The organism is Ditibartonella apihabitans (assembly GCF_002007485.1).
GTDB classification, from domain to species: Bacteria; Pseudomonadota; Alphaproteobacteria; order Rhizobiales; family Rhizobiaceae; genus Bartonella; species Bartonella apihabitans.
On record NZ_CP015820.1, the window covers coordinates 1,833,194 to 1,846,796 of the forward strand.

Annotated in this window: 12 protein-coding genes and 1 pseudogene; 8 read left to right on the plus strand and 5 right to left on the minus strand. The window is 46.2% G+C overall.

From position 1 onward, the window contains the following. Window positions 1-466 precede the first annotated feature (466 nt). Entirely contained in the window at window positions 467-1,528 is a 1,062-nt protein-coding gene (locus BBC0178_RS08265) for a small ribosomal subunit Rsm22 family protein (RefSeq protein ID WP_078039800.1), read from the minus strand. Window positions 1,529-1,685: 157 nt separating this feature from the next. Between BBC0178_RS08265 and choX the strand changes: the two are divergent. The 4 genes and pseudogenes from choX to BBC0178_RS08280 form a co-directional block, all read left to right on the plus strand. Next, window positions 1,686-2,582 (plus strand): annotated as a pseudogene (choX, locus tag BBC0178_RS12025) (choline ABC transporter substrate-binding protein); the annotation flags it as partial. A 9-nt stretch (window positions 2,583-2,591) separates the two neighbouring features. Continuing rightward, the gene (gene choW, locus BBC0178_RS12030; RefSeq protein ID WP_225868370.1) at window positions 2,592-3,443 is read left to right on the plus strand and encodes a choline ABC transporter permease subunit; all 852 of its coding nucleotides are present in this window, start codon (window positions 2,592-2,594) and stop codon (window positions 3,441-3,443) included. Continuing rightward, window positions 3,443-4,483 carry a quaternary amine ABC transporter ATP-binding protein gene (locus tag BBC0178_RS08275; RefSeq protein WP_077972208.1) on the plus strand — a complete coding sequence of 347 codons (1,041 nt, stop codon included), beginning with the start codon at window positions 3,443-3,445 and terminating at the stop codon, window positions 4,481-4,483. Before choW ends, BBC0178_RS08275 begins: the two co-directional genes overlap by 1 nt. Before the next feature lie 12 nt (window positions 4,484-4,495). Continuing rightward, window positions 4,496-5,311, plus strand: a complete 816-nt coding sequence (locus BBC0178_RS08280) for a TrmH family RNA methyltransferase (RefSeq protein ID WP_078039801.1) — start codon at window positions 4,496-4,498, stop codon at window positions 5,309-5,311. Here BBC0178_RS08280 and BBC0178_RS08285 read toward each other — a convergent pair. Both BBC0178_RS08285 and mnmA read right to left on the minus strand, forming a co-directional pair. Beyond that, on the minus strand, window positions 5,308-5,745 hold the full coding sequence (locus tag BBC0178_RS08285) for a hypothetical protein (protein WP_078039802.1): 438 nt from the start codon (window positions 5,743-5,745) through the stop codon (window positions 5,308-5,310). The genes BBC0178_RS08280 and BBC0178_RS08285 overlap by 4 nt on opposite strands. A 161-nt stretch (window positions 5,746-5,906) precedes the next feature. Beyond that, the gene (mnmA, locus tag BBC0178_RS08290) at window positions 5,907-7,103 is read right to left on the minus strand and encodes a tRNA 2-thiouridine(34) synthase MnmA (protein ID WP_078039803.1); all 1,197 of its coding nucleotides are present in this window, start codon (window positions 7,101-7,103) and stop codon (window positions 5,907-5,909) included. Between the two features lie 342 nt (window positions 7,104-7,445). Here mnmA and sciP point away from each other — a divergent pair, with 342 nt between their 5' ends. Beyond that, window positions 7,446-7,721, plus strand: coding sequence for a CtrA inhibitor SciP (sciP, locus tag BBC0178_RS08295; protein ID WP_075868936.1), 276 nt, complete (start codon window positions 7,446-7,448; stop codon window positions 7,719-7,721). A 926-nt stretch (window positions 7,722-8,647) separates the two neighbouring features. Here sciP and BBC0178_RS08300 read toward each other — a convergent pair. Continuing rightward, entirely contained in the window at window positions 8,648-9,034 is a 387-nt protein-coding gene (locus BBC0178_RS08300) for a flagellar export protein FliJ (protein WP_077972215.1), read from the minus strand. A gap of 586 nt (window positions 9,035-9,620) precedes the next feature. Here BBC0178_RS08300 and ctrA point away from each other — a divergent pair. Beyond that, window positions 9,621-10,322, plus strand: a complete 702-nt coding sequence (gene ctrA, locus BBC0178_RS08305) for a response regulator transcription factor CtrA (protein ID WP_077972217.1) — start codon at window positions 9,621-9,623, stop codon at window positions 10,320-10,322. Window positions 10,323-10,792: 470 nt separating this feature from the next. On the opposite strand, the gene chpT is transcribed toward ctrA, so the two are convergent. Continuing rightward, a complete protein-coding gene (gene chpT, locus BBC0178_RS08310) occupies window positions 10,793-11,422 on the minus strand; it encodes a histidine phosphotransferase ChpT (RefSeq protein ID WP_077972219.1) in 630 nt (209 codons plus the stop codon). A 264-nt stretch (window positions 11,423-11,686) separates the two neighbouring features. On the opposite strand from chpT, the gene BBC0178_RS08315 reads away from it, so the two are divergent. Together BBC0178_RS08315 and BBC0178_RS08320 are read left to right on the plus strand one after the other, a co-directional pair. Next, on the plus strand, window positions 11,687-12,280 hold the full coding sequence (locus BBC0178_RS08315; protein WP_077972221.1) for a DUF1134 domain-containing protein: 594 nt from the start codon (window positions 11,687-11,689) through the stop codon (window positions 12,278-12,280). 27 nt (window positions 12,281-12,307) lie between these two features. Next, the gene (locus BBC0178_RS08320) at window positions 12,308-13,132 is read left to right on the plus strand and encodes a hypothetical protein (protein ID WP_078039804.1); all 825 of its coding nucleotides are present in this window, start codon (window positions 12,308-12,310) and stop codon (window positions 13,130-13,132) included. Window positions 13,133-13,603: the final 471 nt, after the last annotated feature.

A 13,603-nucleotide genomic window follows, 5' to 3' on the forward strand; every position in this document is an offset into this window, starting at 1 on the left:
CCTGAAAATCCGGCTTTTTTCGCCCGTCAATCGACATATCAAACCGGATTTTACACCAATAAAACCACTTTGTTTGCCGCACCGACCGGCGAGAGGACTTATCGTTGAGAGCGCGGCAAAGCGGGCCTTTTTAACAAAATCGTCCGGCTGGCGTTTTCGGAAAATGAAGAAGAAAAACCGCTCTTGAAATATTTCTTCACAAAAAAACGAGGCTTTTTAGCAAATATAGATTGGATAAATACATAGCGGTCAAAACAATAAAGTGCAAAGTCTATTTACAAAAAAAGAAAAGTCCGGGCATTGGGAACCCGGACTTTTCTCCCCCTCTTAAGAAAGGGGGGACACAGGCGTAGGAAATAGCGGGGGACCTAAACACCTGTAACCAACACAACCAGAACGTGGGTTCTTTAGTGCGGTGATTTCAAATATAGAGGAGAGGCTAAAATAGTCAATAAGTTTTCACAACCTAAGGTTTTATTTTTTCAACTCTGGATCCCCATTCCACGCGCCTCATCAGGCTATATAATTTCTTGTTCTTTTTCGTTGAGATTTCAGTGTTTTTTTCGCCATTTGGCAAGCAAAGCGAAATATTTATTCTTCCGCTTGAACGTTGTGGACGCGAAAGGATGCGACAATATTGCACATCCGGCTTTTTTTCTGACACGGCAAGATAACAATACTTCTCGTCTTCAAAGGGAACAACTGCCTGTTTGGCTAGCTTGTGCATGCGCGAACGTTCAACCCTGACAGAGAAATGGCACCAGTCGGGAGATTGAACCGGACAGGTCAATTCATGCGGACAGGGAGCGAGGATATGGGCAGATTGTTCGAGTAATCTTTGGCGCTGACGCATCAGCCTTTTAAAACCGGCGGGCGTTCCGGGTTCGACCAGCAAAAGCACACCAACAGTTTTTTCCCAAAGTCTGTCGACAAGAAAATCCTGTGTTTTTTCTTGAAGCTCGTCGAGTACGTAACTTGCCGTGACAAGATCGGCTTTCGGCAATTTTTCACCGGAAAGCGTGGAAATATCGGCTTTTTGCCAATTGGTTGAAAAGGCGTATTGAAAACCGGTTGCAGAAGAAGTTTCGCGGGGCAATTCGCCGGCTTTAACTGCGAAAATATCGGAGTCTTTTTCGGTAATCAAACGGGAAAACAGTTCTTTGCCAATAGCGATAATGTCATTGCTTTGCTCGACAAGCATTGCCTTTTCAAGAGAAGGAAAAATTCGGCTTGCGGCAAAAACGGCGGTCCCCGGCCCCGCTCCGACATCAAGCTGGCTAGACGGCAAAAAGGAAGGGCATATATCAGCCACTTCATCAAGTGCGGAATAAACCGCGCCATAGGTTGCCGGAAAGCGCGCTGCAATATAGCCGAGAGCCGCATTTTTATCGCTTATATGCATTTTCCCGTCCAGCACTTCATCGCGATAGCGTCGGGTGAGCCGGTTTGACGCTTTTTCGAGTTCGGACGGATTTGTCTGTTCGAAAAGCTCGTCGAGTGCGCTTCTCAAATTGGCAGGAAGTTGCATGATAGGATTCCGTAAATAAAAGGCTTTTCTTGTGAACCTTATTTCATTCTTTGTTGAAATAGTCTAACCCCATCCTTAAGCTGGATGATGCGTAATCATGGAGTAGCCCGAAACTTTGTCAGGCATTTTAAAACAGATAGCTGTATTTTTCGTAAGCTTGTTTCTGATTGTAGACGCAGGATATGCAGCCGCGCCTTCGAGCGATCCGCAAACGTGCAAAATGGTGCGCTTTGCCGATACCGGTTGGACCGATATTTCCGCGACAACAGCGATTGCCACGACACTCCTGAAAGCACTGGGCTATAACACCGAAACAAGGATTTTATCGGTTCCGGTTACCTATGCTTCGCTTGCAAACGGCGATCTCGACGTATTTCTCGGCTATTGGAACCCGTCCATGACACCCGATTTCAAACCTTATCGGGATGACGGCAGTGTAGAACTTCTTCGTTACAATCTTGAAGGCGCCAAATACACATTGGCTGTGCCGCAATTTGTCTATAACAAAGGCTTGAAAACTTTTCAGGATATAAAACGCTTTGGCCCCGAACTCGGCTATGCCATTTACGGGGTCGAACCCGGCAATGACGGTAACCGGCTCATTCTTTCTTTACTTGGTGATTCCACCTTCGGACTTTCCGATTTTCACATTGTTGAAACATCCGAACAGGCGATGCTCGCCGAAGTCGAGGCGCGCATTCAGGAACAACGGCCTATCGTTTTTTTAGGCTGGGAACCGCACCCGATGAATATGCGCTTCAAAATGGCCTATCTATCAGGGGGCGACAAATTTTTCGGGGAAAATTTCGGCAATGCCAAAGTGGGCACGAATATCCGCCGGAATTATCGTTCCGACTGCCCGAATGTCGCGCATTTTCTTGGCAATCTCACCTTTGATGTCGATATGGAAAACCGCTTGATGGATAAAATCCTCAATAGCGGAGAGGCTCCCGAACAGGCCGCCCGTTCCTTTCTCGTCGACAATCCGGAAAAAGTAAAAATCTGGCTCTCCGGCGTTACCGCTTTTGACGGAAGCAATGCTAATCGCGCCGTCGAGAAGGCATTGAAATCACCAGCCAACGAAACACATTTTGCCTATAAAATTCCGGTCGGGGAAACAGCAAATATCGTTGTCGAATTTTTGAAAGAGCATGGCGGGCTCTTTTTTACAGCCCTTCGTGTCGGACTGGGAAGCTTGTTGAAAGCCACATTGGCACTGTTATTGTGGCCAAATCCTTTATTGTTGATTGCTTTTTTATGTGTCCTTGCCTTTGCCATACAGAGAAACTGGCGGGTCGTGCTGCTTACCGGACTGGGGTTCCTGTTCGTCATCAATCAGGGCTACTGGGTTGATACCATGGAAACCATAACCCTGCTCTTCTGGTCATGCATTCTTTGTATGGGAATAGGTGTTCCCGTTGGCATAGCCTGCGCCCATCGACCCAAAGTCTATCGTGTGATACAGCCCATTCTCGACCTTATGCAGACATTGCCAACCTTTGTCTATCTGATACCGGCTATCATATTTTTTCGCATCGGCATGGTACCGGGATTGATCGCAACAATTATCTTCGTGCTCCCTGCACCCATAAGGCTCACCCAGCAGGGTATTGTCTCGACGCCGAAAGCCTTGATCGAGGCAGGCAAAGCATTCGGTTCAAACCGTCGTCAAATTTTATGGAAAATCGAATTTCCCCATGCAATGCCGGAAATACGCGCCGGAATGACACAAACCATTATGCTTTCGCTTTCCATGGTGGTGATTGCCGCAACTGTTGGCGGTAATGGGCTGGGTGTCAAAGTTTACCGTGCCCTCCAGCAACATGATGCTGCCATGGGCTTTGAAGCGGGCTGCGTGATTGTGGTGGTGGCCATTGTCCTTGACCGCTTGTTCCGTCCGGGAAAGGTACGCTAATGGCCAGAGTGATTATCGATCATGTGAGTGTGGTTTTCGGCAATCGCCGCAAGCAGGCGCTTGATCTTGCAGATCAGGGTGCTTCACGGGCAGAAATAAAAGATTTAACCAATACCGTGCTTGGTGTCCATGAATGTTCACTCGACATTGCCGAAGGTGAAACGCTGGTTTTGATGGGGCTCTCCGGTTCGGGAAAATCGACTTTGCTGCGCACCATCAACCGTTTGATAAAGCCTGTTGAAGGCAATATTTATGTTGGTGATGCGGGAAAAGAAATTAATGTCACCACCGCGTCGAGTGATGAACTGCGTTATGTCCGGACGCGCCTTGTTTCTATGGTATTCCAACAATTCGGCCTTTTTCCATGGCGCACCGTTGCCGATAATATCGGCTTCGGCCTTGAAGTGGCGGGGGTGCCAAAGAAGCAACGTCAGGCCATTATTGCCGAACAGCTTGATCTCGTCGGGTTGAATGAATGGGCAAACCGCATGGTGACCGAGCTTTCCGGCGGTATGCAACAAAGAATCGGCCTTGCCCGTGCTTTTGCAACCGGCGCACCGGTGCTATTAATGGACGAGCCGTTTTCAGCCCTGGACCCGCTTATACGCAACCATTTACAGGACGAGCTTCTGGAACTCCAAAAGCGGCTCAATAAAACATTGATCTTTGTGAGCCACGATCTTGATGAAGCCATCAAAATGGGCAACCGCATCGCCATTATGGAAGACGGGCGAATCTTACAATGCGGAACAGCACAAGAAATCGTGCTAACGCCCGCCAATGAACATGTCGCCAATTTTGTACGCCACATTAATCCGTTGAGCTTTTTAACAGCCCGACAGGTCATGCGCCCCTATAATTTCCAAAATGGTGATATTTCAGTTGCAGCCATGGCAAAACCTGATACGAGTTTACCTGATCTCATCAGTGTTTGTGACCGGAAAAATGGAGCAATCGGTGTGGCTGAAGACGGACGTGTCATCGGCGTAATTACCGAAGAAGACATCATCCATCATCTGGCAGAACACCAGAAACGGTGATAGGTGTGTTTTATGAGTTTGGATATTACGACAATAAGCGATGTTGATGATCCTCGTCTTGCTCCCTATCGGGATATCAAGGAGCGGGATCTTGTCGGTCGTGAACATCATTTTATTGCCGAAGGCAAAGTTGTTTTGTCTGTTCTTTTGCGCTCCAAACGCTTTGAAGCACAGTCACTGCTTGTTGCAGCAGCCAAGCTTCTGGGATTAATGCCGGTCTTGGATGCAACAAAACCCACCTGCCCGATCTATTGTGTTCCACAAAAAATCATGGACGATATTGCAGGCTTCAACGTGCATCGCGGCATTCTCGGCATTGGAGAACGTGTAAGCACCCCGACACTTGATGAATTTCTGGCGGGGTTACCGGAAAAAGCACTGGTTCCGGTTTTATGCGGCATTTCCAACCATGATAATATGGGCTCGATCTTCCGGAATGCTGCGGCATTTGCAGCCGACGGCATCATCATCGATAAAACCTGTTGCGATCCGCTCTACCGCAAAGCCATTCGCGTCTCGGTGGGTGCGGCACTAAAAGTACCCTATACGCAGGGCGAAGATATCAAGACTATCCTTGCAGCTCTTGAAAAGGCCAATTTCCGTATCTATTCGCTTTCTCCAGCTGCTTCGAACTATTTGAAAGATGCAGAAGTTGCAAAAAGAACAGCTCTTGTTTTCGGTACAGAAGGTGAAGGCCTGCCGAATTTTGTGCTGAAAGATACAGAAACCTTGCGCATTCCCATTGCCTATGATTTCGATAGCCTGAACGTTGCCACAGCAACTGGACTGGCACTTGAACATTTTGCCGATTTCGACAAACTGAATTAAAAACAATCAGCAAAATATTGTTTTTCTACGCCTGAAACGCAATTGTTCTTCATCAAAAGATAAAAAGCAGCTTTCGCCTTTATTGGACAACAAATTTGCCCACAAAAATAACCAGAAAAACACTCGATAACCCGAAAAACACCCGATAACCCGAAAGACACCCGGGCAAAATCCGGAGAGACAGCCAAGGCTCTCTTCAAGCACTTTTTCAGACTCAGCCAATAAGGTTTTTGCCTAACACAGCCTGCAAAGCTTTCTCTTGAACACAAGCCAGACAGGCTAACCTGAACAAAGCCGACAGGACTTTCCTCAAGCACAACAGTTCGAACGCAGCCACAAGTTTTTCCGTGAACGCCGCTAACAAAACTTTCTCGGACACAGCTTTCTTCCGAAAGAGCGGGCTGTGCTTTCGCAAACATTGCCCAAAAAGCCAATCATTATCGAATATCCAAGAGGCTCGCTTCGAAAAATGCCCCTGAGGCTCGCATTGACAAATGCAAAAAAGCTTAGCCTGTAGACATGAAAAAATGTTCCCGCAGGCAAAGGGGTTTGGCCTGTCGGTTTTATGTCTTTTACTTTGAAGTGCCTTGAGCTATCAGGCAGCCGTATTTTCACGCGATTGATCGAGCAAATTTTTAAGCATCGCTTCGGCACGGGCGTCCCGCTCCGAACGGGTAATGAAACCGCCGCCCAGAACACGGGCATCATTGCTTTCATTATCATAAAGAACGCAAGCCTGCCCCGGAGCAACGCCGGTTTCACCTTCCAATAGTTCAACCGTCAGAGCGCCGTCCTCATATTTGAGTATAGCGGGTCTTGGCGGGCGTGTGGAGCGCACTTTGGCGGCAACTTCAATTCCCTCTTCGGGGAATTCATCAAGATTTTCATCGCCAAGCCAATTGGTATCACGCAAAAACAGTTTGCGCGTTTCAAGAGCTTCTCTCGGCCCAACAATGACACGGGAATTTTCTGCATCAAGATAGACGACATAAAGCGCTTCGCCGGTTGCAATGCCAATGCCGCGACGTTGACCAATGGTATAATTGACAATACCCGCATGGCGACCAAGAATGCGCCCGTCAATATGGACAATTTCTCCCGGATTTGCAGCTTCGGGACGCAATTTGGCAATCACATCCGAATAGCGCCCCTGGGGCACAAAACAAATATCCTGACTGTCATGCTTGGAAGCAACAGAAAGTCCCATTTCGGCAGCAATTTCGCGAACATGGGGTTTTGCCAGATCGCCCAAAGGAAAACGCAAATAGTCAATCTGTTCCTGCGTTGTGGCAAAAAGGAAATAGCTCTGGTCACGATTGGCGTCGACCGGCCGATATAATGCACGGTGTGCACCATTAGGGCGACTTCTTATATAGTGGCCCGTTGCCAGAGCATCAGCACCGAGATTTTTTGCCGTCACAAGAAGATCGGCAAATTTCACTGTCTGGTTGCAGGCAACACAGGGAATTGGCGTTTCGCCATGGGCATAGCTATCGGCAAAAGGATTGATGACCGCTTCACGGAAGCGGGCTTCATAATCCAGCACATAATGGGGAATACCCAAAGTTTCCGAAACACGCCGCGCATCCTCGATATCCTGACCGGCACAGCAGGAGCCGACACGGTGGGTCGCAGCACCATGATCATAAAGTTGAAGAGTGACGCCGACAACATCATAGCCTTCTTTTTTCAACAATCCCGCAACAACGGACGAATCGACACCACCCGACATGGCAACAACCACACGTGTATCCTCGGGACGTTTTGGAAGATCAAGACTGTTGAGAGACATAAACTCACCTTCTAACTCATTGGACGGTTCGTTAAACTATATCGTGTTTTTAACGACACAACACAACCGTCGTCTCGAAAAAGAGATTATAAATCGAGCATTTTTTCAAAAATGCACTACCCCAGTTTATAAAAAAACAAAAAAAATAAAGTAGCGTTTTTTGTTCAAGTTTGTTTGATTGCAGTAAATTTTGTCTAACATTCTGATTTTTATATCATTTTACAAACGAACACAATTTTGCGCCTGTGTATTTGTTAAATTTTCCTTTCCGGCGGTTTAGCTCTTTTTTAAAGCTCGGCGGTTATTGTCGCTTCAGGTCCTTGAATAAGAGTAGAGAGTACAATGACCGAGTTAGTAAGAACACGAGTAAAATACGTTATTGGCCCAGATGGGAGTCCACTTACGATCACCGACCTGCCGCCAAGCAACACACGGCGCTGGGTTATCCGTCGCAAAGCCGAAGTAGTAGCCGCTGTCAGAGGTGGACTGCTCAGTCTGGATGAAGCCTGCCAACGTTATACATTGACGGTGGAAGAATTTTTATCCTGGCAATGCTCGATTGATGAACATGGTCTTGCCGGTTTACGTACAACACGTATCCAGCAATACCGCCATTGATAAGCATGACCCATTTTGCCTTCAAGCGTAAATAAAACAACCGTTTCTTGAATTTCAGGAAACGGTTGTTTTATATTCCGGCAAATTCATGAATTGTCGGGCGACATGTTTCCTGAAACCGGACAGCCCACCTCTTATTGAAAAGGACAAGCCGCAAAACGAATCTTCCACGCCGATCGGTTCACTCTGTTTATCCGTCATGTTGGCAAATAAATTAACGCGCCCTCACCATCATTTGCCATCACTCGCCATCGCTATCGCTTGCCATCACTTGCTTGCGCCGCTCCGGTTTGGCAGAATTTTTCTTCATTGCGGTTGTTTTCCGCGCTTTGTCAGGCAGCAACTCACCAACAATTCCGTATTTTCGTTTTCTTGATATTTATAACGGGAAAATAATCCTTCCGGCTTTTTGTTGATCAAAAAGACAAACGGGCGAACGATAAAAATAAATGGCGAGAGACACGCAAAACCACGCGTCAAGTGAAGCTTCGGGAAACACAATTCTGCGCACGCAAATACACGCCGATGCACAGTTCAATCAATACACCAATCCAAGGTTGAACGGTGGGATAAAACGGTGATTGGCCTGAAACAAGAATAGTCGACAATGCGCTATCTTTTCCCGTTTATGCGTGTCTATCGGCTTGATCAGCGTATAGCGTGTATTCACAGTGTCAGCCTATATCGACTCAGCCTATATTGACACCGAGGGCTTCAACCGGCACTCTTGGCGTCTATTGTTTTCATAAACGGAGTTTTGAGCTTTTATGTGATGAGAACGCCTTTCGAGACCGCAAGCACTGTCCCGATGGCGTTTGACTATTTTAATGACAAAAAGCCGGAGTCCGCTTTAAAAACTTCCGTCTTGCCGGATTCCGCTTTGCCAGATTCGGTTTTGCCAAATTCTGCTTTTTGAGGGGAAGACCTCAACCGATCATTGATCGGCTTTGGACAAACACCACGTCTTCACTGGGAAGAGATTTGCCATCACGTTCTTCCAAAGCTTGAGCGCGTTCAAGTTCCGCCTCTAGCTCATGCAGCTTCATTTCACCGGAAGCCTTCTGGATTTGCAAATCACGAATGGAATTGATGAGATTTTCACGTCGTTGACGGGCGGCACGTGCAAAGGTGGGATAGGCAAAATGGTTGACATCGGTGATGCCCGATTTGCGTTCTTCATTGGCAATTTGCGTTTCCAGTTCGCTTGCCATACGGTCGAATTCACTCATCATCATATCGAGTTGAGAAATCTGGCGGCGTTTTTCGCGCACCTGAAACATTTTCAACCGAACCACACTTTCACGCGGTTTCATACGCAGTACTCCCTGACTACCGTGAACAAACAATATTCACGCCTTTATACTCATACACACGACCGAAAACCGGTTATCCCTTCATGTCCCACAAAGAGACCATGGAAAACTCCATGGAAGCTCATGCTCCTTAAAACCCGTATGGAGCTGCAATAACAAGCTTTCTTAACCATTTGTTTACGGTCTTTGAGCACTATAGCGGAAGTCCCTTAAAGCTCGGTAAACAAAAGACCTTTTTTCGAATTCGAAAAGAGTGAATCGAAAGAGTCAGTTAGAGCGATTTCTTAAAGTAAAAATTAAGCATAAATCTTTAGCTTTTATATCCATGAATCAACGGACTACAACGTTTTTTTCAGAAAATTTTATTAACTTCTTGCCAACAAGAATCATATTTTGTTAACCATTTTGGTGCAAATTGGTTAATGAAGGCAACGAATTGTTCTGACGCTGCCGAAGTAAAAAATCGTGTTTGAGTTAATGCCATGATTTTATGGTGTTTTTTAAATTAACTGCACAATAGTCGGTGCAGAAATTTGTACGGACTCTGATAACGCCTGATTCGGCTAGTGGAAAGGGGATATAGGATATGCGCGTATTATTGATTGAAGATGACCACGCGACAGCGACAAGCATCGAGCTTATGCTCAAATCGGAAAGTTTCAATGTCTACACGACAGACCTTGGAGAGGAAGGTGTAGATCTTGGAAAACTTTATGATTACGACATCATATTGTTGGACCTTAATTTGCCGGATATGTCCGGTTACGAGGTTTTGCGCACATTGCGCCTTTCCAAAGTGAAAACACCAATCCTTATCCTTTCCGGTATGGGTGGTATTGAAGACAAGGTACGCGGTTTGGGCTTCGGTGCCGACGATTATATGACAAAGCCATTTCATAAAGACGAACTGGTCGCTCGTATTCATGCTATTGTTCGCCGCTCGAAGGGTCACGCCCAATCGGTAATTGCAACCGGAGATCTGGTTGTCAATCTTGATGCCAAAACAGTTGAAATCGGCGGCCATCCGGTTCATCTGACCGGCAAAGAATACCAGATGCTCGAACTTCTTTCATTGCGTAAAGGAACCACTTTAACCAAGGAAATGTTCTTGAACCACCTCTATGGCGGCATGGACGAACCGGAACTCAAAATTATCGACGTTTTCATTTGCAAATTGCGCAAAAAGCTGGATGCCGTTTCAGGCGGTGTCAATTATATCGAAACGGTTTGGGGACGCGGTTATGTGCTGCGTGAACCAAATGAAGAACCGATGCGCGAAACTGCTTGATTTTTCAACACTTTCATCTCTTCAAAATTGAATCATCATGCCGGAGTTTTTTCCATTCGGGAAAAGTTCCGGCATTTTTTTGCCAGTAATTTTTTTGGCACCAATTTTTTAGGCGGCATTTTTTGGGCGGTAATTTCTGTCTTTTTGCCAGAATTTTCAGTCTTTTTATTTGTGCTTTAAGAAAATTGCCGTCCCGATTTTTAAAAACCGGTTCCGGCTCGCCCCCTGAGCTTTAAAAACTGTTCCGACCTTAAAAAGCAATTTTAACCGGATAAATTTTCGTCTCTTCTATTTTTATCTCTGCTCCATTTTTATAAGCGGCAAAATTTTTTTTAAGATCAGACGGCTTTTTCCAACTAAAAACCGGCAATAACCGCTTTTTCGGTCAATACCGGTATTTTATGTGTGGTTTATCGCCGAGTTCCAGCTTCTTTGACCGGACTGATTTTCCGGTCAGAAATTTGGTCGGCTCAGCCTGCTATAATGGTAATAATTTCTGGCTGTACCTGAACTTTGATCTGCATATTCGACATTTGCGACAATAACAGAGCGTAATAGAACTGGACACTATGGGCATCAATTGGTTCTTCCGGTACCTGCCCATTATATAATTCGAGGAATTTTGGCGGCACACGCAACATTTTTCCACTTACCTTCAACTGGAAAAGGCGTTTTCCGCTGTTCTCGCCAATCTCGACAACAATATCACCACCGCGCGGAATGGAAAGATTTGCAATCAGAACGAGATTGAGCAAAAGCTTGACTTCGTTCTTCGGCAAAAGCAGGCGTGGCGCTTTCCAGTCAAGATTGCCTTTTTCATTTTCCATGTAATTTTTTGCCACTGTCTCGGCATCGCCACTGTCAATTTCGCTTCCTGCCGAACCGGCGGCTCCGAAAGCAATACGGGCAAATTGCAATTTGGACGATGCATTGACCGCCGACATGCGGATAAGTTCAATCGCGTCTTCCTGTGCATCGGCTTCGTCATAAAGTTCAATCCCATTATTGATTGCCCCGACCGGCGAAATAAGATCATGACAAATGCGGCTGCATAACAATGCGGCAAGATCGGCAGGGCTTAATGTAACGGCTAGTGGCATAATAATTGGAACTCCAGAATACTCTTTTGACCGTTCCATAAATCAAAACCCTTAAGATTCCATGCACAATTTTTCGTTTTTGATTGTCCGGAAAACACACAAAATTTCTTAAAACATGCCTTTTTGGCCAAATCTTCCGGTTCTTTTCAGTGTTTTTATGGTTTTTAAGAATTTAAACAACTTTGCCCGCTAGAATCAGAAGAAACCGGATCTTTGCTTACGTCAAGATTCAAACCATTGAGTGACCAGAAGAGGTGAAACAATATGTTCCGTTCCATCCAAATTCAGTGGCGTAAAGTCGTTCTTCTCTTTGCGTTGGCTTTATTTACAAATATCGGATTGATACCGGCGCAGGCTCAAACCCAGCAGCAAAACGGGCGCTATTCGGCACAGGAAATTATTGATTCCGGCCACCGTTTTTTTGGTGATGCGGCAGGTAGCATGGCAACCGGAATTGAAAAAGTATTTGCAAAATACGGTTTGCCGAATGGCTATATTCTGGGTGAAGAAGGCTCCGGCGCCATTATCGGCGGCCTTACCTATGGAGAGGGAACGCTTTACACAAAAAACGCCGGTGACCATAAGGTTTTCTGGCAAGGCCCGACAGTCGGCTGGGATATTGGTGGTCAAGGGTCGCGGTTGATGATTCTGGTTTACGAGCTTGATAACGTCAATAATCTTTGGGGACGCTATGCAGGTATCTCGGGATCAGCTTATTTTGTTGCAGGCGTAGGCTTTCATGTGCTTAAGAAAGGAAACATCCTTTTGGTACCGGTCAGAACCGGTGTTGGCGCACGTTTGGGGGTCAATATCGGTTATCTGAAATTGACACCGGCTGCCACCTGGAATCCGTTTTAAACTTTTGTCCGGCTCCCGAGGCATTTTATGCTTATCCAATCGGTACTGTTTTTCATTCTTGGCGTTGCAGCCACAACTTTTGTTCTTATTCTTTTATCGCCGGCAATCTGGCGACGTGCGCTTTATCTTGCCCGTCAGGCAATTGCCGCCGAGGTACCGCTTTCCCTCACCGAAGTCGAGGCAGACAGGGATTTTCTACGTGCAAAACAGGCGGTTGAGCTCGTAACGCGCGATGAAAAATTCGAGCGTCTCAGCGAAAAATTTGCCACTCAGAAACGTGAACTCGACCACGCCAAAGAGGAGCTTTTCCGTCTTGGTGATGCCGAACACCGTGCCGGACTGCTTGCCGAACAATTGGCAGACCAGACAGAAGAACTCGAAACCGAGCGGCAGCTTACCGCCACACTTTCCGCCAATAAAGGCAAGGAACTTGCCGAAATCCGTGATCTGTTGCAACAGGAAAAACAGGCGAGCCACGCTGAGGCGGACCGGACTAACCAGTTAAAAGCACTGGAAAAAGAAGTCGCAACTTTGAAAGAAGAAGTCGCGGTCGCAAAAAAGGAAGCCTTGGCAAATAAAACCACCAAAACCGATATGGAAAATCTCAGGCAGGAAATTTTGAACACTGCTGCAAAATTCACCGCAGAAGTAGCAATTTCCGAAGGTCAATCTTCCCCCATACCGGAGCTTGTTGAAAAAGTTCGCGATAGAAAAAGTCTGGCAGCACGCATAAAAAAAGAACTGAACAACCACAAAAAACAATCCGGTGAAAGCACTGCAAAAGTTGCAAAACCCGCTTCCCGTAAGAAAACGTCAACACGTAAAAAAACAACCAAATCGGCACAAAATTGAAGTCTCACCTGCTCGACCGGCAAAGTGCCGGACGCTGTGAAAATATTGTTGAATGACAATTTTACTGGAAAGTTTTTCGTAAAAGAGCATAAGCTCACCGAAAGAGCTTTGATGAAACCTTTCTTTTCAGACCAGTGCTGAAACCCAACAGCCGGTCTTTGAAAACGGATGCATGATAAACCGCTAATACGAATCGGATAGGGAAAAGAAAGTTATCCGTCATATTTTCCGGTTTTTATTTTTTCTTCGGAGAGTTCGAAAATATCGTTTCTTTACTGAAAGCCTCCTGAAGAGAGGCTCATTCAACAGCCCGCCACACGCCAAAATGGGTTGCTTGATCTTTTGGCTTCAGCGCTTTCGCCCCTCTACACACAAAAAGAAATTTTCCGAAAAAAGAGAAAGCTGTGAATCAAAGGCGATAACTGTGCTTTGAAGACTTCTCCCCTTATAGCCTAATGCCGACAAAATGTT